Origin of the sequence: Paraburkholderia sp. BR10872 (assembly GCF_040965835.1) — a bacterium.
Lineage (GTDB): Bacteria > Pseudomonadota > Gammaproteobacteria > Burkholderiales > Burkholderiaceae > Paraburkholderia > Paraburkholderia nodosa_A.
Map to the genome: position 1 here is coordinate 1 of NZ_JBFRCN010000095.1, position 19,152 is coordinate 19,152.

The window sequence follows — 19,152 nt, forward strand, 5'->3', positions numbered from 1 at the left end:
AGAGCCAGCGTTTCAATTCGTAAAGCAAGTCACCGCGGTCGGGCCGACCTGTCAGGCGTTCTTTCAGCCAGCGCACGACATACCGGCGCTGGTGCTCGGCCATCGGCCGGAATCCAAGCGCCTGATAGGCGAGAACCTGATGATCAATCAGCGTGCGAGCCCGCGTTTCGTACAGCGTGCGCAGCGTGCCGAGATCGGGTGGATCGACTGCGAGTTGCGCGCCAAGATGATTCCAGAGCACTTTGGGAATCTGCCTGTACGCGTCGAGCGTGCGGCCGCTCATCCGGATAAAGCCGATGTGGAGCGCGACAGCAAGCCGGTATAGGTCGCCGCGGCGCGCGTCGATTAGTGCGCGCTCATTCGCTGAGAAGGTGAAGAACGTGGCAAGCTCAAACTCGGTGAGTTCGCGAGGAATCTGCCGGATGCCAAGATAAGTGACTTGCCAGTGTTCCATCGTGCTCGCCTTGAAGCGGATGACGGATCAACGAGCATAGCGACGACGAATGACGGGGCGACGACTACCGCCTGGGCAGACATGAGGCAGCCGTGACCGAAGGCACTACCCAAACAGCAAGCTATTGATTCGACGTAACATTTTATTAGGGCCGCCTCGCAAACCCTCGTCGCACTTGGACGATGCTACCGTCGCAAAATGCACTGAAAACAAGGGGTACCCTAGCCGGTTTCGGCAAGCTGCATATCCGGTTCGAGCGAAGTATCGAGACTCATACCGCATTGTTAATGCTGGCCTGCTCCATCATTTGTTCCCGGCATCTTGAGCGCCACTGCCGATGACCTGTTATCGCGCATACGTGGGACCATCCCAGCCGTCGAGATACTTCGGCAAATCATCCGAAACGTCAACCACACGCTGGCGATAGAACAGGTGCATTGTTGGAGCCAACGCCGCGTCGAGCTTCCCATCGGTAGCGCGGGCAACCAATGCATTTGGAACCACACGCATTCCCAGGCGATTGGTACCGAACATCACTTCGCCGCAGACGTCGCAAAATGTTTTCGTCAACTGCTTTTCTGGATGTTTGAAAGTCCGGCCTGCGCCATCGTCAACGCTGACTGCATCAGCCGCCCAAGCTGTTGCAGAAAACATGGACGTCCCATAAAACGTCCTGCATGACGAACAGTGACAGTTCGCACGTGCCGCCGGACCGCCGTGCAGGTTGACGGTAATCTTGCCACATAGGCACGTAACACGAAGTGACATAGTTATCTCGGTCGTAGTGACAGGTTCTCATTGTACCGTGCCATCGCTATGCAACCGCCGTTCGTGAATTCACGAAGCAGTTTTGTTAGCGACACTTATCCTAGGTGAGATTGACGCTCAGCCGGAACGTAATGCTTCCAGCGTTGGGCCCAAGCTCAGGCACCGCAATAGCCCCGAGAATGCGCGTGCCCTGGCCGCCGTCGGAAAGACCGGAATTCTTCGCCAGATAGGCGAAATCCTGTTGCGATACGACTTCCGGCTTTGTGACATACGAGACCCCAGCCCTGTCGAAACCGTTATCTTTAAGCCTGCGCAGCACAGCCTTGCAGAAGTCATCCAACGGGGCCGCCTCGATATTCAGATCCATGGTCTTCCTGGTGGATTTCACGTTCATCGACCTCAAGCGGAGCCCGCATCGCGGAGCGCGACGATCTGCACAAGATGCGCCAGCAAGAACATGGTAATGGAGCCCACGACTTCGTGCTGCATTCCAGCAACGTGTCCAATTCATCGATCTCCAGCCCGAACTGGCTGACGTCGGTGAGTACAGCGAATCCGCTGGAACTCTCTCAATGGCTCCCGGATCTTATGCCCATCGCATACCTGAGGATGTGACGGGCTTTTTCATTCCCCCTCCGCCTTCTCACGGGTGATGATGCCATCGCAACAAATTCCCCGGGCGTCATCGGGCAACGGAGCAGATATCGGCCTGAACGCGGAATAATGGAATTGCGTGAAGTCCGCAGAGCGGTTCTCTTCCGTTGAACGTGAGCAGTGCTTCATATCGAGGCTGATTCGAGCAACCGCTCAGGCCACACAAGGGCCCTTCCGTTGTGCCTGGCGGATAAGCTGATGGCGTGTGGTTCGTCCGAACAAGACGTCGCGATTCCCGATGGTGGACTGGCGGAAATTGACGGCAACCGGGGATCACACACGGGCCGTTGCCGGAAGACTTCACGGGTCACTTCACGAAACCCGTCGAGCGGCGGGCACTGCTGCGGATAGTCGACGACAGTTGAACGACGCCCCGCGCACTGCGTGCACACCCCAAACGCGTCACCTGCAAACGTGACGACCCAAATATGCTTGAACTGAAGCAATGCGAGTGCGCTCTGATCAGTGATTCAGCCGTCCGTCTCGCCGGGATCTTTCCTGGCTGCAAAAGCGCAGGCGGCCGCGGCAAGATTCAGTTCGTTCAGATCGAGCATGAGCAGCAGGCTGTCTATCTCGCCCAGCTGACTTTTGTTGACGCGGCCGGTATCGAGCAGGGCATGCAGCCTATGGCGCCAGTAGCTTGCTGGAAAGGCGGAGCCGGCAGGATTTCCGGCGAGTGATACCGATATCGCGTGCCGGATATGTGCGATATCCTGGTCAATCAGGTTCGACACGGTGCATCCGGCCTGAAGGCGCTCTACGTTTTTCTTTTTCATTTTGGCACCCGTTCCCGCTGGTTGATTGGCATGACAGGAAAGCATGGTCTGAAGATAACGATAGCACTTCGCTGTCGGGAGCGCCGCCCGTGTGTCTCTGGACATTTCACCTCTTCAATATGTGCCGATCTAAAATAGCATTACTATTTAAATCGAATCATGCTGACTTTGAAAGTGAGCGGCGTATTGCGATGGACCGTCGGGCGACTGCATGCCATTCGCAGAATCATGGTTTGACTATTTGTGATAAACGATCCTGCAATGCGCGCCATTGCGCGGGGAGATACCTCCAACCGCCCATCAGATTCGGGTCGCTCCGCGATGCAAATACGTTCAGCCAAGGGTGCTCTATTGTGGCCGGTGCTCCATATTTTCTTTTAATTCGTTTCCCATCGAATTCAGAATTAATATTTGTGCTCCGGCCTTGAAGGCTTCGAATTCGCAAGGTCGGAAAAAAAGACCTGGAATAATTGCCAATTCGGACGTGCTGATGCGTCATCGGTAATAGATGCTCACAGTCAACGCCCAATCCAGAGAGAATACGGAGACACTAAATGCTAAGCCCTCACGAATTCGCTACCCTGATGCTCGTCAAGGCCGCGCCTGAGCAGATCGATCTGGACCGCGAAGAGCTTGACACCTTGCTGGAACACCAGCTGGTCGCTCTGGAACAGCTTGCCTCTGGAGGCCAACTTCCACGCCTTACCCGTGACGGTGACTCGGTGCTTCAGGCAATCGCCGGCAAGCGCTGAGCGGCAATCGTCTGCGAACCTTGTTTCGGATTTGACTCGCCTTACGCGGTCATATCACGCGTATTGCCGAGGCTACGCTGGCAGTCAATTCCGTGGGGATCCCGCAAGCCGGACGTACCCAGACTGGTCGACTGGAGCCATTGGTCATGCGGGTTTCACGCGCGCATCATCGGTCGCAATGGAGGCGCAAATGCATCCGAACGAACATGTGGCGCAGGAACTCGCTCACATCCGCGCTATGATTTTGCAGCTTGAGCATCTGCTTATGGAGAACGATGGCGCGAAGTCAACGCCCGTGATGTCGCCGGGCTACTGGCGCGCGCGGATCAATGGCGTGCGAGGAACTTCAGGGCTGCCCGCAACCCTGGAGGACGAGGCGCATGCCCTGCTGGACCGTCTCGACGCACTCCAGGGAGAATCAGGGAACCGCTGCCAGCAGGCTATCGTATCCGCGCGTCAGCCTCGCTGAACTCGATGAACTGATGGGTGATCGTCCGGAACCGCGTGGTGGTCCACATCTCCTTCTTTAGATTTCCTACGCGACATCCCCATGCGGAAGCCAGAGGACATGCTCGGCTTCGACGTTGCCGTCGCTGAACTCAACGAGGCGACTCAAAACCTGCAGCGCCTTGAGCACGCCGCGACAGCGTCCCTCGCCGGGCTTGCGAAGGCGCGGGACTGTTATTAACTGTCCCGGCTGGAATGGCTGCGCCGCGAGTGGCAACTGCGCGCCTCGAGTACTCATGCAGTACCGAGACTACCGCCCGTCGGTGGACCCAGTGTGATTGTTGGGCACGACAGGTGGGTCCGGGATTCCTTCGCCCTTCTACTCGAGACAAAGGGTTCTGGGCAGTCGAAGGCGCGTGGTTTTGACACCTGGCGCGAAGTCTGGCATGAACCGTCGCAACTGATCGTGCTTGACGTTTCACCATTTTCTCGCGACGCCTCCGCGTTGTTGGCGCAGGGGTTCCATACCGAAGGAGAAAGGCCCATATCATCGCGCTGGCGCGGCCGCAGGACGCTCTGCGTTTCGCCGGCAAGGTTGACGAAGTTGTCGCCAAACCATTGGTTCTCGAGGAGCTGCTCAATGCGATAGACAGAATCAATTCGGGTGCTGCGGCGCCAGGTGCACCGAGAACGTGTGCTGACCGGAGCTGGTCGATGGCAGGAGTGTCATAGCACAACCGGATGTTGGTAAAGCAATGCGCATCGATACCTGATGAACGCGCCGTGACGCATCAGCGTGTCAACGAAAGTGCCCCTGTAGTTCGTGGTCGCGAATCAACCGGTTGATGTGGGAGCGTGAGTATCGGATGCCAAATCTCCGCTCGACGAGTTCGACGACGGCTTCGCGGGTCCAGCGCTCAATCTCGAATCCGTGGAGAACCGGCGCATGTTTTATGGCGGCGATAAGCCAGTTCATGCCCTCTGCGGGGAGTTTTCTGCGACGCCCCACATCGCTCATCTGTAAAAGCGAATGCTTGCCACCAGACCTGAAAAGAGCAGCATATCGGCGAGCAGTGGCGGGGCCAAGCTCCAGTGCCGCGGCCACCTGCTGGATACTCTGCCCTCGCTCGAGCATGTCCGCAGCCACCAGCCGCCGATCTGTCCATGGCGGTCCACCCAACAAGCGTCTTGCTTTCATCGCCCCAATCCAGCGCTGCCTCGTTGTCGTTGCCAGGATATTTGCAGGTCTTTGCGGCAAACGCAATCGGGCGCTCCGAGCCTGCGGCATCAGGGAAAGCTGACTGAAAGGGCCCTTTGCGATAGTAGTCGAATACGCGCCGAAGGACGCCACTTTGGGTGGTCGCCGATTCGCACGGGTTGGCATCTGCCGCCGCAGCCTCCTGTCGAACGTCATCCGGCGTGTCAGCGTGTTCTTTTCCTGTGCTGAATTGCGAGGTAAAAGTCATGGACCCCGATCTGGAGGAGTCCTGTGACGCCTGCGGGCTCATGGGCGCCGCACGACGCTCTTTCAGAGGCCTGGCGGCCAATGAGGCCGACAACAATGAGCGGGACAATTCCGCAGACATCCGCATGCTGGTAAGAGCACTCAACGAGGCCACGTACCGGTACGTGAGCGCCGTTAGCAAATTCAGGGAATCCCTGGACCGGGATTGATTCGAAAACTGGAAGCGGGATCGGGCTCTGACCGTCCGGACGTCGTTTGGGGTTCGACCTTCCCATGCGCGCGTAGGCAAAACCGCGCGGCGAGCGGTGCCGATCGCGGCGATCCGGTTGACTTGATCGAGGTCGATCCGCTGCACGCCGTGGCCGTTCTGTCAGCGTCAATATTCCCGATATCTGGGTTTTCGCTTGCGAGCCAACCGCTTCGCACCTAGACTTCAAGTGCTCATCCGCGAAAACTCACTCCTTCTCCGGGCGTCCATGGACGCGATCGCAATGCGCCTGACGATTCTCATCAACGGTCCTGATCCTACGGTCAATCACGACTACGCGGTCCTGTGGCTGGACCTCGACGAACAACGCTGGTCGCGTGAGGCGCATTGTGGTCTCGCCTTGCCCGAATGGGGTGTGCTTCGCCAAACCGGCGCATCGACTCTCCTGTGCTCGTCGTCACCTGAGGAACCCGTGTGCTCCCTGGTGGGGCTGGCTCCCGACCGCCACAACGAGGTGGAGAGTGCCGAAGGTGTCGCCGCCTTCCCAGCGGAAGTGCTTCCCGGGCACCATGCAGACTGGCACTGGCGGTTGCAGGCAGTCGACCGCTCTCGCATACGCGCTGCCAGTGCGTTCTTTGCCCGCGAAGAAATGCCCCCTTTGCCCCGTTCCGCCGGCAGCCATCGGGAGCCCGGCCGCGCCCATCGTTGATTGCGCCACAAGGCGGGGCGATGAGCGGCGCGGCCCGCCGTTGCGCGCTGCACGCTACAACAGCTGGCTATTGGTCTGAAGCAGGGTTGCCGCTGGCTGCGGATGATCGCTGGTCGCCGACTGATCAAGATTGCGCTGTCGGTGCTGTGGACAGCGCAACCTTGTGACGACCTGTCGCCCTGGCGTTGTACAGTGCTTCGTCAGCAGCGCGAATGACTGCAGTCACGTCTTCGTCGGCTGCTGGTGTCCGGGCCGCCGCTCCGATACTGGCGGTGACGCGGACATACTCGCTGCCGGCACGTTCGATAGCAAGTTCGCTGATCGCCGCGCGGATTTTTTCGCCAATTGACGCAGCGCCCTCCGGTCTGGTGTCTGGCAGCACGACCACGAACTCTTCGCCGCATAGCGGGCCGCGCTATCTGTGGGCCGGCGAATGTTCTCGCCGATGCATCCGGCCACAACGGCCAAGGCATCTTCCTCTGCCTGATGCCCATCGGAATCGTTGTATACCTTGCAGCGGTCCACATCGACGAACAGCACGAAAAGACACTTCGTGTGCGTCTCGCGCGACACCACGCCCTGTCCAGAATCTCGCCGGGCGTGCGGCGGTTGTTCAGTCCGGTCAGGCCGTCCGTGCGGGCAAGCATCGCCAGCTGTGACTCCGCGCGCATGCGACGCCGCAGTTGTGCGCCGACCGCGAAGGAAGGGCGACGAAGCCAGGGGCGGAAGCCGCCATCAACGACCCGATGGTCAGTGCGCGGTCAGGGCACGGAATCCGCAAAGCATGCGATAGTGTTTGCCGAGCAAGACGACGAGGCCAGCGGGCGGCGCGGCGCGTTCAAGGAATTGCCTTGCATCATGGGCGCCAGCGCGAACCGCGTCGTTGTAACCCGGGGGATTGGACGGCCCTAGCCGGCTCAAAAACCGAAAAAGTGCCGTTCCACGCCGCGCTCCGAAGACAGCTTGCAGCACGTTGCGCGTCACGATGGCTGTCGCAGCGCTGTCACGCACGCGATGAATCTGGGCGAAAGTATTGACATAGCTGTCGATGTATCCACAAAGCGGCGCCGCAGTCTCATCGACGCGCAGATCGTCACGCCGAAAGTTCACAGAGTCGAGAATCGCCGAAAAGCGGGTCGCGATCTGCTCTCCTGTCTCACCGGACTGCGCGTAAAACGCGTCGGGTAATCGGCGCTCGATAGTCATCTGCCGGACCTGCCGGCGAAGCATCAAGCACCCAATCCCGCAGAGAGACCAGGTGACGACGCCGAAGATAAGATCGCGCGCCATTTCAGCCTGAAACATCACGGCGAAAATCAGGACCAGATAGAAGTCCCGTAGAGCGGTTCGATCCGGCGCGCGGCATGCCATCACCAGGACGACAATTGCTATCGCTGCGAGTTCGAAGACCCGACGCGCTTCGAACCATTGCACTGTCATCCAGACTGGCGTCAGGAACAGAACGGCACCTAACAAAAGAAGGAATGAACGACCGATGACCTTCATAGCGTCCCTTCTTGCTCTCTACCGTTATCCGACCGCGCCGTCTTCGAGACGACGATATTTTGCCTTGCTTCGCTCTTCCGTCCGGTGGCCGCGAAGCCCGCCCCGGATGCGTTCAACCCTGCGTAGGAATCATGCTAGCGCGCAGTCGAAAAGACCACGCGCGGATTCGTGCGGCGCATCGTTTTCAACCGACCGGACCGTAGTCGGCCATGACCGGCCTGCGATAAGCCCGTACGCCAGGTGCCAGCGTTGGCGGAAGACGACGGACTCCCGTTCGTAGACTCCGATGATGATACCTCGCGTGAACCAGCCAGACCCGGAGCTGGCAATGGCTCGACCTGAAGACGTGCTCATGAAGGTCCTGAACACTCGAAGCGAAGATCAGGTTCAGTATCGAGCGTGATTGGGCCGATTAAACTGGCAATCGAACTCATCGGGCTCATGTCCGTAGGCGGAAACTACTGGCCGGACGATGACGGGGGCAGCCGTGGCGACAGTGTTCGATTACACGCGCGGCGAGTTGCCTTGACCCCGGCATATCCAGGCTCGGCTGTGAAGCGCTTCGGCCTGACCAAACCATAACCACGCGCCTTCATCATCCTTCAGAGCCCCGTTGCGGTAGATGGTGCGAGTTCAGCCGGCGGCACGGGCCGTCCGAGCAGGAAACCCTGAAGCGCATTACAGCCGAGACGCGTGAGATATTCCAGTTGAGCCTGTGTCTCCACACCTTCGGCAACAATATGAAGATCGAGCGCCCGTCCGAGTGCAACGATCGCAGAGACAATGGCGGCGTCTTCGCCATCGCAGGTGAGATCGCGGATGAACCCGCGATCAATCTTCAGCTCGCTTGCAGGAAACCGTTTCAGGTATAGCAGGCTCGAGTACCCCGTCCCGAAATCGTCGATCGCGATCCGGACCTTCATTTCATCCAGTTGCTGCAGGATACGCAGGCTTGCATCGACATCGCGCATCGCCGTCGATTCGGTCACTTCGAGTATCAGCCTGGATGAAGGCAGCCGGCGTCGCTCCAGGGTCCGGCGAACAGTGTCCACCAAGCCTGGATGGCTGAACTGGACTGGCGAAATGTTCACTGCAACGGTCCAGTCGCGACAATCCAAGTCAAGCCACTGCCGCATCTGTCGACATGCTTCGTCGAGCACCCATTCTCCGATCATCACAATCAACCCCGCTTTTTCGGCCAGCGGGATGAAGTGGCCAGGGCCAATCAGACCGCGATCGGGATGGAACCAGCGGATAAGCGCTTCCACTCCCACAATCTGGCCTGAATGCGCAGAGAAAATGGGCTGGTAATGGAGCGCGAATTCCCCTCTTTCCAGTGCACCGCGCAATTCCTGCATCAGTTCAAATTGCCCCTGAACGTCCGAGGTCATCGACGAGTCGAAGAAACACCAGGCATTACGCCCCATCGACTTCGCGTGATACATCGCCTTGTCAGCCCGTGCCAGCAGCAGTTGCCCCTGCTGGACAGCGTCAGGTTCTTCCCCAAGCATGGCGATACCGATACTCACCGTCACACGCAATTCGTGTCCTGCGATGCGACACGGGGTGCGCAACGCATGCAGCAGGCGTTCAGCCTGCATGGATGCTTCATTCGTGTCTCCGCCTTGGGAGATCAGAACGAATTCGTCGCCGCCAACCCGGGCGATGACGTCGTCAGCCGCTACAGCAGCACGAAGGCGTTCGGCGACCTCGATCAGCAACGCATCTCCGGTGTGATGACCGTAGGCGTCGTTGATCACCTTGAAGCCGTCCAGGTCCATGAACATCACAGTGAAACGCCTTCCGGTGCGGGACGCTTCGGCAAAAGACTCCGCGAGTCGCTCTTCCAGGAGGACGCGATTGGGCAACTTCGTCAGGCTGTCGTGCAGGGCAAGGTAAGAAAGCGTCTCGTTTGCCTGCGCGAGCGACCGGGACAGGATCGCAGTACGCGTGATGAGGCGCAGTTCTTCGAGAACCGAAATAATCAATGCCCCCGTTAGTACGGAGAGCGTGATAATCACGAGCGCCACAACCACCCACCCCGATGTGAGGCCATCGCGGGCCGCGCCGCATATGCTCGAAACGGGAAAACGCGCGGCAGCCATGCCGGTGTAGTGCATACCGCCGATTGCCAGGCCCATCACTACCGCAGCGCCCGCGCGTTGCGGCCGCATCCCCGGCGTGCCCTGCCTGAGCCTGAACGCCGCCCACAGGCCCGCACCACAGGCGCCAACGGCTATGACAAGGGACAGGACGAAAAGACGCGGCGCATATTTGATCTCGGGGGCCATCCGCATCGCCGCCATACCGGTGTAGTGCATGCCAGCCACACCGCTGCCCATCAACAACGCGCCGCCAATCAGCCGCCATGGTGACAAGGCGTTCGCGCACGCCACGCGCAGAGCGACGGCGGAGGACGCAATGGCAATGAGCAGCGAGACGCCAGTAATCACCGGGTCGTAACCAAGCGGGATGGGCAAACGGAACGCGCGCATGCCAATAAAGTGCATGGCCCAGATGCCCATGCCCATGGCGACCGCTCCCCCCGTCAACCAGCTGTATGCCGCTTTGCCCGTTGCCGTGAACAGGCGCCCCGTCATCTCGAGCGCGGTATAGGCCGCAAGCATGGCGACCAGAAAGGAAAACAGGACCAGCAGTTCGTTGTAGCTACCGACCAGCATAGGCCCCCTTGGCATTCACTATTTTTCTCGTTGGAGTCGGCCCTCTCTGCTTGCTGCTATTCCGGCTTCATTTCGGCAGGCTCAACGAGGAACGCCGATATTGCCGAGCGCAGCTTCTGCGCCTGTTCATTCAGGCTTTCCGACGTTTGCGCCACCTTCTTCACATGATCGACGTTGACTTCCAGCGCGGTGTCCATTTCATCGACGCCCCGGCTAAACTGATTGACGTCACTGCTCTGCGCGTCGCTCGCGGAGCTTACCTGTTCAATCAATCTGGCAACGCTGCCCACTGTTTCGACGACATGTTCCATCGCCTGGCCGGCACGTCTGGCAAGCACTGCGCCTTGATCGACCTTCCCCAGCGAATCGACGATGAGGCGCCTGACGTCGGAGGCCGCGCTGGCACTCCTTTGCGCAAGCGTGCGCACTTCGGATGCAACCACAGCGAATCCGCGACCGCTCGTTCCCGCGCGCGCCGCTTCAACTGCCGCGTTGAGGGCAAGGATATTGGTCTGAAACGCGATGCCTTCTATGGTTGCGATCATGTCCCCCATGCGCTGAACGGCGGCTTCGATTTCGCCCATATTGCTGACGACTTCGCTAACCACTTTTCCGCTCTGATGGGCAACCGCCGAGCTTTCTTTCGCGAGACTATTCGCGCTCGCGGCGTGCTCTGCACTGCTTCGGATGCGATCGGCGATCTGCACGATCGCGATGTTTGTCTGTTTGAGCCCACTTGCCTGCGTTGCAATCTGCTCGAACAGCAGGCGGTTTTCGGCTGCGATGTCTTCCGACGACTCGGCCATCCGGCCGACGATTCCGGTTACCTGCTGCAGCGCGCGGTGGATGGCATCCAGCGTGTTTTTGAAGGTACGGCTGCTGACACCCTTGAGCGTCATCGGAGCGAGGCGCAGGTCGAACTTGTCCTCTTCATGCGAGAGCATTTCTCCCAGCAACGCTAGCTCCCTGCCTGTCAGCGCGTCGATCTCCATACGTCTCGCGATCACAATCAGCAACCCGGCTTCCGCGACGACATAGCCGGCATGCAGGAAGACCGCCGAGAGCGCGGGTCGCGTAAAACAGTATGCGTTCAGCCCGGCAATCTGCAGATAGTTGAACGTGACGTGATGCAGCGCGATGACGATGGCCGCGCAAACGACAGGCCGCCAGTCCCGGTACGCGAGAAGAAACGCCATCAGGACGAAGACCCCAAAGTGCATCGCAGTCAATCCGCGCTCCTGATAGATCTGCAGCGCAGCGAATGTCATCAGGCTCGCCGCAATACATAACCGCGTGAGAAGCGTGCCGCCATGCCAACGCACCAGGGCCGACGCGCTCAGCACCGCGGGCAGCCCGATCCACGCGACAGCACCCCACGTGAAGGTGTTCTCTGCCAGCAAACAGGAAATGACGAACAGCCCCCAGATCACGACGATCATGAGTTTGTCGGCTCTGGCGTAGAGTGAACGTAATGACGCGCCCGTTGATTCCATGATGTCTCCCGATGCATGTGCAACCGACTTTTTCGCCATACGGATGTTTACCCCTGCTTTTCATTCGACTTTTTTCGCAACGGCAAGATTCAAAAACGTTTCATGCTGGGTGTTTAGCCGGCCTGATAGCCTAACCGGGCTACGCCGGATATTTCGTTGCTTACGCAACCAAATCGAGCTGAACGTTTGTATTTCGGTTGTCCGACGGAGAACTTGATAGGGACTTTCAACAAATTCTTGCGCCTCGAGCATAGCGACGCGCATCGTCCTTTCTTTTCGTGACAGGAGCCTGGAAAAGCTTGTGCGCGATGACCGCTTTGGAGCAGCCGAGGCACTTTTAGCCACAGCGTCACACGCGCGAACGGATCGGAAGACGCTCGCTCCAGTTCCTGCCTGGCGCCACTATAAAGTTTGCTTTATATCGACAGGTTCGTTCGCGGCCTAAGGGGCGGTTGCACGTTGGCTTTGGCCGACAAGGTCTTCCTGGCACCTCTTTACCTCGGTCCTCAGCGGCCAGGCGTGCTGTCAAGACCGTCAGATGGTTGTCCGTCTGCGACACGTGGTTCAGTTTGCCCGGCTTGTGGTTTCGTTCATCGAAGGCCAACCTGACGGCGATTTTCGCTGGCATCGCGAACGTAGCGGCAATTTAGTCAGAAAATCCTTTGCAGCCAGTGCGGACCAGGATCGTAGCAGCGTGGCCGGCTGGACCTCTGAGAGGCGCTGTCATCGTCGGCGACGGGTGGACCCGTTAGTGTGCTGATCGTGCCGGGCTTCCGCGCGCGTCAACCGACCGGCCGCTCGCGGACGGACCGTCCGTCAGACTGTCTTTGCGACCAGGACGCCCCGGAGCTGCGTAAGACGGTCGCGCTGCCCGATTTCGGACCCGCGGTGCCCGCTTACGGCGTGAATTTTGCGCTCAGGTGATGATTGAACTGAGGAGGCGACGATGACTCCGATGATCTGTACCGCTTGCGGCACGCAATTCCCGGCAACGCCGAAGCCGCCCGAGCGCTGCCCGATATGCCACGACTCACGCCAGTTCATTCCTCCTTCGGGACAGGGCTGGACGACGCTGGAGGCATTGAAGGTCTCGCACGCGAACTCATGGCGGCAACTACGCGCTGGGCTATACGAAATCCATACGCAACCCGCGTTCGGAATCGGGCAACGCGCGCTGCTGATGCAGACCGAACACGGCAACTTTCTTTGGGACTGCGTGGCCCTGCTCGACGACGCCACTGTCAGCATCGTCAAAGCCCTGGGTGGTCTCGATGCGATCGCGATTTCGCATCCTCACTACTACACGACCATGATCGAATGGGCGCGCGCATTCGATTGCCCCGTGTATCTGCACGAAGCTGACGAAGTGTGGGTCATGCGCAAAGGCGATTCACTGCGATACTGGAACGGTGACAGGCTGGTGCTGGACGATGCGACGACGTTGCTGCGAGTCGGCGGCCATTTCCCGGGCGGCACCATTCTCTTCTGCGAAGCCGATGATGGTGTGCTTTTGACCGGGGACGTTTTGCAGGTCACACCGGACCGGTCACATGTATCGTTTATGTACAGTTATCCGAACTACCTTCCACTTGACGCGAAGCGGGTGAAGGCTATAGGCGCGGTGATCGAGAAACTGGTATTCGGCCGTGTCTATGGCAGCTTTCTTCATGCCCAGATCGAAAGCGACGCAAAAGCCGCGGTGATGAGGTCGGTCGAGCGGTATGTTGCGCTGCTTGAAGGGCGCTACGAGGAGCATGCCCCAGACGATCCCGGATTCACGAACTGATCGGGCCGGACAGGCGTCCTTGGCGCCCTGCATTGAGACCATTAGTGCCCTGAGGAAGCTGACGCCGCCGTGTTGGCGAGCGCTGCCGGCGACGCGGCCGAACTCTCTGCGAGCGCTTCTCGCACCGTGTTGACCTGCCCACCCGATGCGGCGACGGTGCCGCGTGTTGCATCCATGCTGTCATTGCCGGCCTTATGCGCCTTGTTGCATCCGGCGATCCCGAAACCTAGGGCAATCGTCGCAATAATCAAAAAGAAGGTGATCCGTTTCACTTGGGACTCCCTGCTTGCGCTTCGATACGTGACATGGGGTGCGCAGTTCGCGTGCCTATCGTACGTCCTATACCCTATGGGATAGCCGCCATCAGGTATGTGGCATGCGCGGTTCCGCTTGAATGACACCCAAACGCACGCGTTCGTTACGCCGGTCAGGATGACACTCATGACACTCGTCCCAACCTACCGATCACGATTCGCAACGGCGATCTTCGATTTGCTCGATCCGATCCCCTACGGCTTCTTTGTCGGCGCACTGATCTTCGATATTCTCTTTGAAGTCACGCGGAACGTCTTCTGGGGAAAAGGCGCAGCGTGGCTCGTGACCACTGGCCTTTTCTTCGCGATCATTCCGCGCTTCATCAATCTGTTTCATGTCTGGGGGCCTTCGCGCTATCCCGTGACACGCCTCGAGAAAATAGACTTCTGGCTGAACCTGCTCGCCATCGTGGCCGCAATCTTCAACGCATTCGTCCATAGCCGCGACGCCTACGGCATGGTTCCGCAGAACGTGATCCTCTCGATCGTTACGGTGGCGTTGCTAGGCATTGCCCATCTGCTGCGCGCGGTCGACAGATTCGGATTCAGGGAGGTCGCTCATGAATAGCGTGCTCAGGACCAGCGTGCTCGCGGCGGCGATGGTATGCATGGCGGCGGGATGCCAGGACCGCGCGCAATACGACCCGTCGCAGCAAGCGGGCTCGAATCCGCCGATGCCCGGCGCGCACGCATTCCTCTCGCCGCCCATGCAGGTGCCAACGTTCACGGGCTGGCAGAACGGCAATACGCCGAAAGTGGCAGCGGGACTGAAGATCGAACTGCTTGCCTCGGGACTCGCGCATCCGCGCCAGGTCTATGTGCTGCCCAACGGCGACATACTCGTAGCCGAAGCGAATAGCCCCAACGAGGAAGCAGTGACTACGCCGAAGCAACTGATCGCCGGTTTCATCACTGAACGCTCGGGCAAGAAGGCAAAGGGTGCCAACCGCATCTCGCTGTTGCGCAAACGCAGCGACGGCAGTGGGCAATGGGACAGGTACGATTTCATCGATGACCTGCATTCGCCGTTCGGGATGCAGTTGATTGGCAACACGCTATATGTCGCCGACACCGACGCAATCCTTAGTTTTCGCTATCGATCCGGCGAGACACATATAGCAGGACCAGGCGTAGAACTCGCGGACCTCCCCGATACGATCAATCATCACTGGACCAAGGCACTACTCGCGAGCCCTGATGGCAAGAAGCTCTTCGTTGGCGTGGGCTCGAACAGCAACGTAGGCGAGAACGGTCTGGAGGTCGAATATCGGCGTGCGGACGTGCTGGAAGTGGATATCGCAACCGGCGGGAGCCGTATATACGCTGCGGGGATACGCAACCCGACCGGACTGCAATGGGAACCGAAGACAGGAAAATTATGGGCCGTCGCGAACGAACGCGACGAAATCGGCCCCGACCTTGTACCGGACTATCTAACGTCGGTGCGCGAGGGCGCTTTCTACGGCTGGCCTTACAGCTATTACGGGCAGCATGTCGATCTCCGCGCGCAACCGCAGCGCCCCGATCTCGTCGCGAAGGCGATTCCGCCCGACTACTCAATCGGCTCGCACGTCGCACCGCTGGGCCTGCTGTTCTATACCGGCACCAACTTGCCGCCACAGTATCGAGGCGGCGCCTTCATCGGCGAACACGGGAGTTGGGACCGCTCGCCGCTGAGTGGTTACATGGTTGCGTACGTCGCATTCGATAACGGGCGGCCGGTCGGTGCACCAAAGCCTGTCGTCACGGGCTTTGCGTCGCCCGACGAGAAGGAGTTGTACGGAGCACCAGTTGGCGTCGCGCAGGATCGCGACGGCGCATTGATCATTGCTGACGATGTGGGCAATACTGTGTGGCGCGTGACGAGCGCGAACGTAGCGCCGCATGGTGCCGCCGCAAAATGATCGAAGTGCCGTCGTACGTTTACGTGACCGTTGCCGTCGTTTTGCTGTTCGACGGCGTCGCATCTACTCGCTGCACCGCCGCACGCCGATGGTCGCGCTTGTGTCTCCTTTGCGGCGCGATCAAATTTATTCGGGACAGGTCGCAAACCCGCGCGGAGTCGAGAGTGTTCTAACCGGAAAACTGCACGTAAATCAAGGTCATCCCAACCTGCAACGCGACGGCTGGGGTAATGGCGCCGTGGGCGTTGCAATGGGCCTTCGAGTGTCCCTCCGGCCGTGGATATATGCGGCCGCTCACAGGCCGCAATGGCCGGACGCCGGGTGAAAAGTATGCGGGTACACGTCCGAAAAAAGCCCTTCCAGGCATCGAGGCCTTGTAGCCGGGGCGAAATTGAAGGAGGAGTCGACGGCCGTACCCAATGTAGGACTTCAACTACGACACATGCCTTAAAAAGTCCTTCAATCGTTGCGTAGGCGGGTTATCGATCAACTCTGCCGGATCACCGTCCTCCGCAATTCCGCCGTTTTCCATAAACAACAGACGTGTCCCCACCCGTCTCGCGAAGCCGATCTCGTGCGTAACGACAATCATCGTCATGCCTTCGGTCGCCAGGTCCTGCATGACCTTCAGCACTTCGTGACGCAACTCGGGATCGAGTGCGGACGTCGGCTCATCGAAGAGCATTAGCTTCGGCTTGATAGCGAGCGCCCGCGCGATGGCAACGCGTTGCTGTTGCCCACCGGACAACTCCGACGGATAGTGATTGGCCCTCGATTCGAGACCGACTTTGTCGAGCAGCGCCATTGCCTGGTCACGTGCTTCGGCGTGCCTTGCGCCGCGTACTTGGACGGGTCCAAACATGACGTTTTCGAGCGCTGTCATTTGCGGAAACAGGTTGAACTGCTGAAACACCATACCTGCTTCGAGGCGAATCGTGCGGATGTCCGATGTATTGCCTTTGACGCTCAAACCATCGACGAGAAGTTCGCCGCCGCTGATTTTTTCGAGTGCGTTGATGCAACGAAGCAGCGTTGATTTTCCGGAGCCAGAAGGCCCGACGATCACAACGACCTCCTTGTTCTCGATCCGAAGGTCGATATTCTTGAGCACGGGCACATGGCCGAAGCTTTTCGAGACGCTTTGGAATTCGACCATGCTCATAGTATGCGCATCCTTCTTTCAACGAGACGCAACGACAGTGTCATTACACCAGTGAGGACCAAATAAACCACGGCGACGGCCGACCAAACTTCAACCGCGCGAAAATTTCCCGCAATGATTTCCTGACCCTTGCGCGTCAGTTCGCCTACGCCGATGACGATGAACAGCGATGTGTCCTTCAGGCTCACGATGCACTGGTTGCCCAATGGCGGAATCAGCCGGCGAAACGCCAGTGGCCCGACGATTTTCAGCAGCACTCGCGGCATCGACAATCCCATGGCAAGGCCGGCTTCCATCAAGCCCTTCGGAATGGACAGCAATGCCCCCCGCACGACCTCGGCAAGGTAGGCGCCCGAGTTCACTGTGATCGCGATGATGGCGGCAGTGAGCCCGTCGATCCTGATGTGCGCGAGCAGTGGCAGCGCGAAGTAGAGAAACATCACCTGAACCACGATCGGGGTACCGCGAATGAGTTCAATGTAGACCTGTGCAATGACGTTGAACGCGAGGGGACCGTACGCGCGAGACATGCCCGCTATGACACCGACGACAAATCCACCCACCAGTCCCACGAAGGCGATGAACACCGTCAATTTCACACCGGCCATCAAGTCTGGAAGCGCAGTCCAGATAACTGACCAATCAAAATCCACGAACCGCTCCTGGTTGAGGCATCTTCCGCGCAGCGGACTTCGCTGCGCGTTCAACTTGTGACGACTACGACTTGGGCGGCTCCGAACCGAACCACTTCTTGTACAGCGTCGCGTAGCGGCCGTCGGCTTTTATCCTGATCAACTCCTGGTTGACTTTGGCGACGAGCGGACTGCCCTTCGGAAAACCGATGCCGTACTTGTCCCCGCTGACCGGCGTGCCCGCGACCTGCACCTTGCCCTTGCCAGCGGTGCTGACGAAATAGAGCACATTCGGTGTGTCGTGCATGGCTGCGTCCACACGGCCGGCCTCAAGCGCAAGGTAGGCCTCGTCAATATTAGGGAACTGGCGGATTTCCTTGGGCTTCAAATGCGCCTTGATCCAGTCGATGGTGGCCGTACCGGTTTTAGCCGCGATCACCTTGCCGTTCAGGTCGTCGATGGACTTGATACTGGTGTTACCGGTTTGCACCATCGCGGCGAGCCCGCTGTCGTAGTAGGGGGCGGAGAAGTCGATTGCTTTTTTGCGCTCTTCCTTAATCGTCATGCCAGAGAGCGCGACGTCAATGTTTTGTGTCTGCAGGGCGGGAATCAGGCCGGCGAAATCCATAGGCTGAATCTTGTAGGTCCAGCCCTGATCTTTCGCAATTTCCGCCCAAAGGTCCAAATCGAAGCCGACGTACTTGTCGCCCTGTTTGAATTCGAAGGGCATGAACGAGGTGTCAGTGCCGACGATAAGTTCCTTGCTATCGGCATGGGCGAGGGTTGTGCCGAGCATGGCGACAGCAACCATTGACATTAGGAAGTAGCGACGTCCCATAACTTCTCCGCAGTGGTGGGCAATGCCCCTGACAGCGTCAAGGGACGGCTGACAACACCGGCTGGCGCGCGACATGCGATGCACACCCCGTCAATACAGCAACATGTGTTGTCATGTCTTATACTACGACAACAAAAATGTTCGCAACAGAAATTTCTTGCCGGTGCAGGCCCATGAGGTGACAACGCGCGCCTCGTTGTGGGGCAAGGTGGCACGTCGCGTCAGAGCCGTTTCAAGTCCCATTCGAAGTCCACGTTCGCGTGTGGATAGTTCGGCCGATCGGGCGTCAGGTCGCCGGTGACCTTTGGCCTCGCTGATGGTCGGTAACTCGCATAGGTCTAAAACTAGGCATTTACCAAGGGGCCGATATAACGGCTCGCGATGAACGGCGCGGCGTCTGATCACGGAGGTTGGGCAGTCCCTGGTGCATATTGGGCTGGCGTCCACCGACCTACCGCGTTTGGGGCGGGAGGCAAACAGAGGTGGCCGCGCAAAATCAGACAGCGGGATAAGTGGAACGGCCGGGGCCTGAGCCAGCGATAATGCAGGCAAAGGAACCGAGGAAATGACGAAACGAACCCGACGCACGCACTCAGCGGCGTT

The 19,152-nt window shown here is 59.0% G+C and carries 19 protein-coding genes and 2 pseudogenes; 8 read left to right on the plus strand and 13 right to left on the minus strand.

Features of this window, described 5'->3' with window-relative positions; all coding sequences use genetic code 11:
- Window positions 1-454, minus strand: a 454-nt coding sequence (locus AB4Y43_RS38835) for a DUF4158 domain-containing protein (RefSeq protein WP_368730157.1), incomplete at its 3' end; no start/stop codon positions are given.
- A 221-nt stretch (window positions 455-675) separates the two neighbouring features.
- Between AB4Y43_RS38835 and AB4Y43_RS38840 the strand changes: the two are divergent.
- Window positions 676-795: pseudogene (locus AB4Y43_RS38840) on the plus strand (IS5/IS1182 family transposase); the annotation flags it as partial.
- 4 nt (window positions 796-799) lie between these two features.
- On the opposite strand, the gene AB4Y43_RS38845 reads toward AB4Y43_RS38840, so the two are convergent.
- From AB4Y43_RS38845 to AB4Y43_RS38855, 3 genes are all read right to left on the minus strand, one after another.
- Window positions 800-1,228, minus strand: coding sequence for a GFA family protein (locus AB4Y43_RS38845; protein ID WP_368730172.1), 429 nt, complete (start codon window positions 1,226-1,228; stop codon window positions 800-802).
- A gap of 94 nt (window positions 1,229-1,322) precedes the next feature.
- A complete protein-coding gene (locus tag AB4Y43_RS38850) occupies window positions 1,323-1,589 on the minus strand; it encodes a hypothetical protein (RefSeq protein WP_368730158.1) in 267 nt (88 codons plus the stop codon).
- Window positions 1,590-2,346: 757 nt separating this feature from the next.
- Window positions 2,347-2,652 (minus strand): hypothetical protein, encoded by a 306-nt coding sequence (locus tag AB4Y43_RS38855; RefSeq protein ID WP_342948018.1) that lies wholly within the window; start codon window positions 2,650-2,652, stop codon window positions 2,347-2,349.
- Between the two features lie 554 nt (window positions 2,653-3,206).
- Here AB4Y43_RS38855 and AB4Y43_RS38860 point away from each other — a divergent pair.
- Together AB4Y43_RS38860 and AB4Y43_RS38865 are read left to right on the plus strand one after the other, a co-directional pair.
- Window positions 3,207-3,404, plus strand: coding sequence for a hypothetical protein (locus tag AB4Y43_RS38860; protein WP_342948017.1), 198 nt, complete (start codon window positions 3,207-3,209; stop codon window positions 3,402-3,404).
- Window positions 3,405-3,594: 190 nt separating this feature from the next.
- The gene (locus AB4Y43_RS38865) at window positions 3,595-3,873 is read left to right on the plus strand and encodes a hypothetical protein (RefSeq protein WP_368730159.1); all 279 of its coding nucleotides are present in this window, start codon (window positions 3,595-3,597) and stop codon (window positions 3,871-3,873) included.
- 777 nt (window positions 3,874-4,650) lie between these two features.
- Here the strand turns inward: AB4Y43_RS38865 and AB4Y43_RS38870 are convergent.
- The gene (locus AB4Y43_RS38870; RefSeq protein WP_368730160.1) at window positions 4,651-5,049 is read right to left on the minus strand and encodes a helix-turn-helix domain-containing protein; all 399 of its coding nucleotides are present in this window, start codon (window positions 5,047-5,049) and stop codon (window positions 4,651-4,653) included.
- Window positions 5,050-5,315: 266 nt separating this feature from the next.
- On the opposite strand from AB4Y43_RS38870, the gene AB4Y43_RS38875 reads away from it, so the two are divergent.
- Both AB4Y43_RS38875 and AB4Y43_RS38880 read left to right on the plus strand, forming a co-directional pair.
- Window positions 5,316-5,525: a hypothetical protein gene (locus tag AB4Y43_RS38875; protein ID WP_368730161.1), complete on the plus strand. Its 210-nt coding sequence runs from the start codon at window positions 5,316-5,318 to the stop codon at window positions 5,523-5,525.
- 267 nt (window positions 5,526-5,792) lie between these two features.
- Window positions 5,793-6,233 carry a DUF3564 family protein gene (locus AB4Y43_RS38880; RefSeq protein ID WP_368730162.1) on the plus strand — a complete coding sequence of 147 codons (441 nt, stop codon included), beginning with the start codon at window positions 5,793-5,795 and terminating at the stop codon, window positions 6,231-6,233.
- Between the two features lie 124 nt (window positions 6,234-6,357).
- Here AB4Y43_RS38880 and AB4Y43_RS38885 read toward each other — a convergent pair.
- From AB4Y43_RS38885 to AB4Y43_RS38900, 4 genes and pseudogenes are all read right to left on the minus strand, one after another.
- Window positions 6,358-6,993: pseudogene (locus tag AB4Y43_RS38885) on the minus strand (GGDEF domain-containing protein); the annotation flags it as partial.
- Window positions 6,984-7,739, minus strand: coding sequence for a hypothetical protein (locus AB4Y43_RS38890; protein ID WP_342948012.1), 756 nt, complete (start codon window positions 7,737-7,739; stop codon window positions 6,984-6,986). The gene AB4Y43_RS38890 and the pseudogene AB4Y43_RS38885, both read right to left, overlap by 10 nt.
- A 602-nt stretch (window positions 7,740-8,341) precedes the next feature.
- Entirely contained in the window at window positions 8,342-10,420 is a 2,079-nt protein-coding gene (locus AB4Y43_RS38895) for a putative bifunctional diguanylate cyclase/phosphodiesterase (protein ID WP_368730163.1), read from the minus strand.
- Window positions 10,421-10,476: 56 nt separating this feature from the next.
- Entirely contained in the window at window positions 10,477-11,913 is a 1,437-nt protein-coding gene (locus AB4Y43_RS38900) for a methyl-accepting chemotaxis protein (protein ID WP_368730164.1), read from the minus strand.
- Window positions 11,914-12,859: 946 nt separating this feature from the next.
- Here AB4Y43_RS38900 and AB4Y43_RS38905 point away from each other — a divergent pair.
- Entirely contained in the window at window positions 12,860-13,699 is an 840-nt protein-coding gene (locus AB4Y43_RS38905) for an MBL fold metallo-hydrolase (RefSeq protein ID WP_368730165.1), read from the plus strand.
- Between the two features lie 41 nt (window positions 13,700-13,740).
- Here AB4Y43_RS38905 and AB4Y43_RS38910 read toward each other — a convergent pair whose 3' ends face one another.
- Complete coding sequence (locus AB4Y43_RS38910) at window positions 13,741-13,971, minus strand: hypothetical protein (RefSeq protein ID WP_368730166.1); 231 nt, start codon at window positions 13,969-13,971, stop codon at window positions 13,741-13,743.
- A gap of 169 nt (window positions 13,972-14,140) precedes the next feature.
- Here AB4Y43_RS38910 and AB4Y43_RS38915 point away from each other — a divergent pair, with 169 nt between their 5' ends.
- Entirely contained in the window at window positions 14,141-14,581 is a 441-nt protein-coding gene (locus AB4Y43_RS38915; RefSeq protein WP_368730167.1) for a DUF2231 domain-containing protein, read from the plus strand.
- Complete coding sequence (locus tag AB4Y43_RS38920) at window positions 14,574-15,917, plus strand: sorbosone dehydrogenase family protein (RefSeq protein WP_368730168.1); 1,344 nt, start codon at window positions 14,574-14,576, stop codon at window positions 15,915-15,917. Before AB4Y43_RS38915 ends, AB4Y43_RS38920 begins: the two co-directional genes overlap by 8 nt.
- A gap of 433 nt (window positions 15,918-16,350) precedes the next feature.
- On the opposite strand, the gene glnQ is transcribed toward AB4Y43_RS38920, so the two are convergent.
- The 3 genes from glnQ to glnH form a co-directional block, all read right to left on the minus strand.
- Entirely contained in the window at window positions 16,351-17,079 is a 729-nt protein-coding gene (gene glnQ, locus AB4Y43_RS38925; protein ID WP_368730169.1) for a glutamine ABC transporter ATP-binding protein GlnQ, read from the minus strand.
- The gene (gene glnP, locus AB4Y43_RS38930; protein ID WP_368730170.1) at window positions 17,076-17,732 is read right to left on the minus strand and encodes a glutamine ABC transporter permease GlnP; all 657 of its coding nucleotides are present in this window, start codon (window positions 17,730-17,732) and stop codon (window positions 17,076-17,078) included. Before glnP ends, glnQ begins: the two co-directional genes overlap by 4 nt.
- A gap of 64 nt (window positions 17,733-17,796) precedes the next feature.
- Window positions 17,797-18,549 (minus strand): glutamine ABC transporter substrate-binding protein GlnH, encoded by a 753-nt coding sequence (glnH, locus tag AB4Y43_RS38935; RefSeq protein WP_368730171.1) that lies wholly within the window; start codon window positions 18,547-18,549, stop codon window positions 17,797-17,799.
- Between the last annotated feature and the right edge of the window lie 603 nt (window positions 18,550-19,152).

Coding starts and splice junctions, on each gene's coding strand:
- AB4Y43_RS38850 (WP_368730158.1), bottom strand. CDS start 1,589: ATGGATCTGAATATCGAGGCGGCCCCGTTGGATGACTTCTGCAAGGCT.
- AB4Y43_RS38855 (WP_342948018.1), bottom strand. CDS start 2,652: ATGAAAAAGAAAAACGTAGAGCGCCTTCAGGCCGGATGCACCGTGTCG.
- AB4Y43_RS38860 (WP_342948017.1), top strand. CDS start 3,207: ATGCTAAGCCCTCACGAATTCGCTACCCTGATGCTCGTCAAGGCCGCG.
- AB4Y43_RS38865 (WP_368730159.1), top strand. CDS start 3,595: ATGCATCCGAACGAACATGTGGCGCAGGAACTCGCTCACATCCGCGCT.
- AB4Y43_RS38870 (WP_368730160.1), bottom strand. CDS start 5,049: ATGAAAGCAAGACGCTTGTTGGGTGGACCGCCATGGACAGATCGGCGG.
- AB4Y43_RS38875 (WP_368730161.1), top strand. CDS start 5,316: ATGGACCCCGATCTGGAGGAGTCCTGTGACGCCTGCGGGCTCATGGGC.
- AB4Y43_RS38880 (WP_368730162.1), top strand. CDS start 5,793: ATGGACGCGATCGCAATGCGCCTGACGATTCTCATCAACGGTCCTGAT.
- AB4Y43_RS38890 (WP_342948012.1), bottom strand. CDS start 7,739: ATGAAGGTCATCGGTCGTTCATTCCTTCTTTTGTTAGGTGCCGTTCTG.
- AB4Y43_RS38895 (WP_368730163.1), bottom strand. CDS start 10,420: ATGCTGGTCGGTAGCTACAACGAACTGCTGGTCCTGTTTTCCTTTCTG.
- AB4Y43_RS38900 (WP_368730164.1), bottom strand. CDS start 11,913: ATGGAATCAACGGGCGCGTCATTACGTTCACTCTACGCCAGAGCCGAC.
- AB4Y43_RS38905 (WP_368730165.1), top strand. CDS start 12,860: ATGACTCCGATGATCTGTACCGCTTGCGGCACGCAATTCCCGGCAACG.
- AB4Y43_RS38915 (WP_368730167.1), top strand. CDS start 14,141: ATGACACTCGTCCCAACCTACCGATCACGATTCGCAACGGCGATCTTC.
- AB4Y43_RS38920 (WP_368730168.1), top strand. CDS start 14,574: ATGAATAGCGTGCTCAGGACCAGCGTGCTCGCGGCGGCGATGGTATGC.
- glnQ (WP_368730169.1), bottom strand. CDS start 17,079: ATGAGCATGGTCGAATTCCAAAGCGTCTCGAAAAGCTTCGGCCATGTG.
- glnH (WP_368730171.1), bottom strand. CDS start 18,549: ATGGGACGTCGCTACTTCCTAATGTCAATGGTTGCTGTCGCCATGCTC.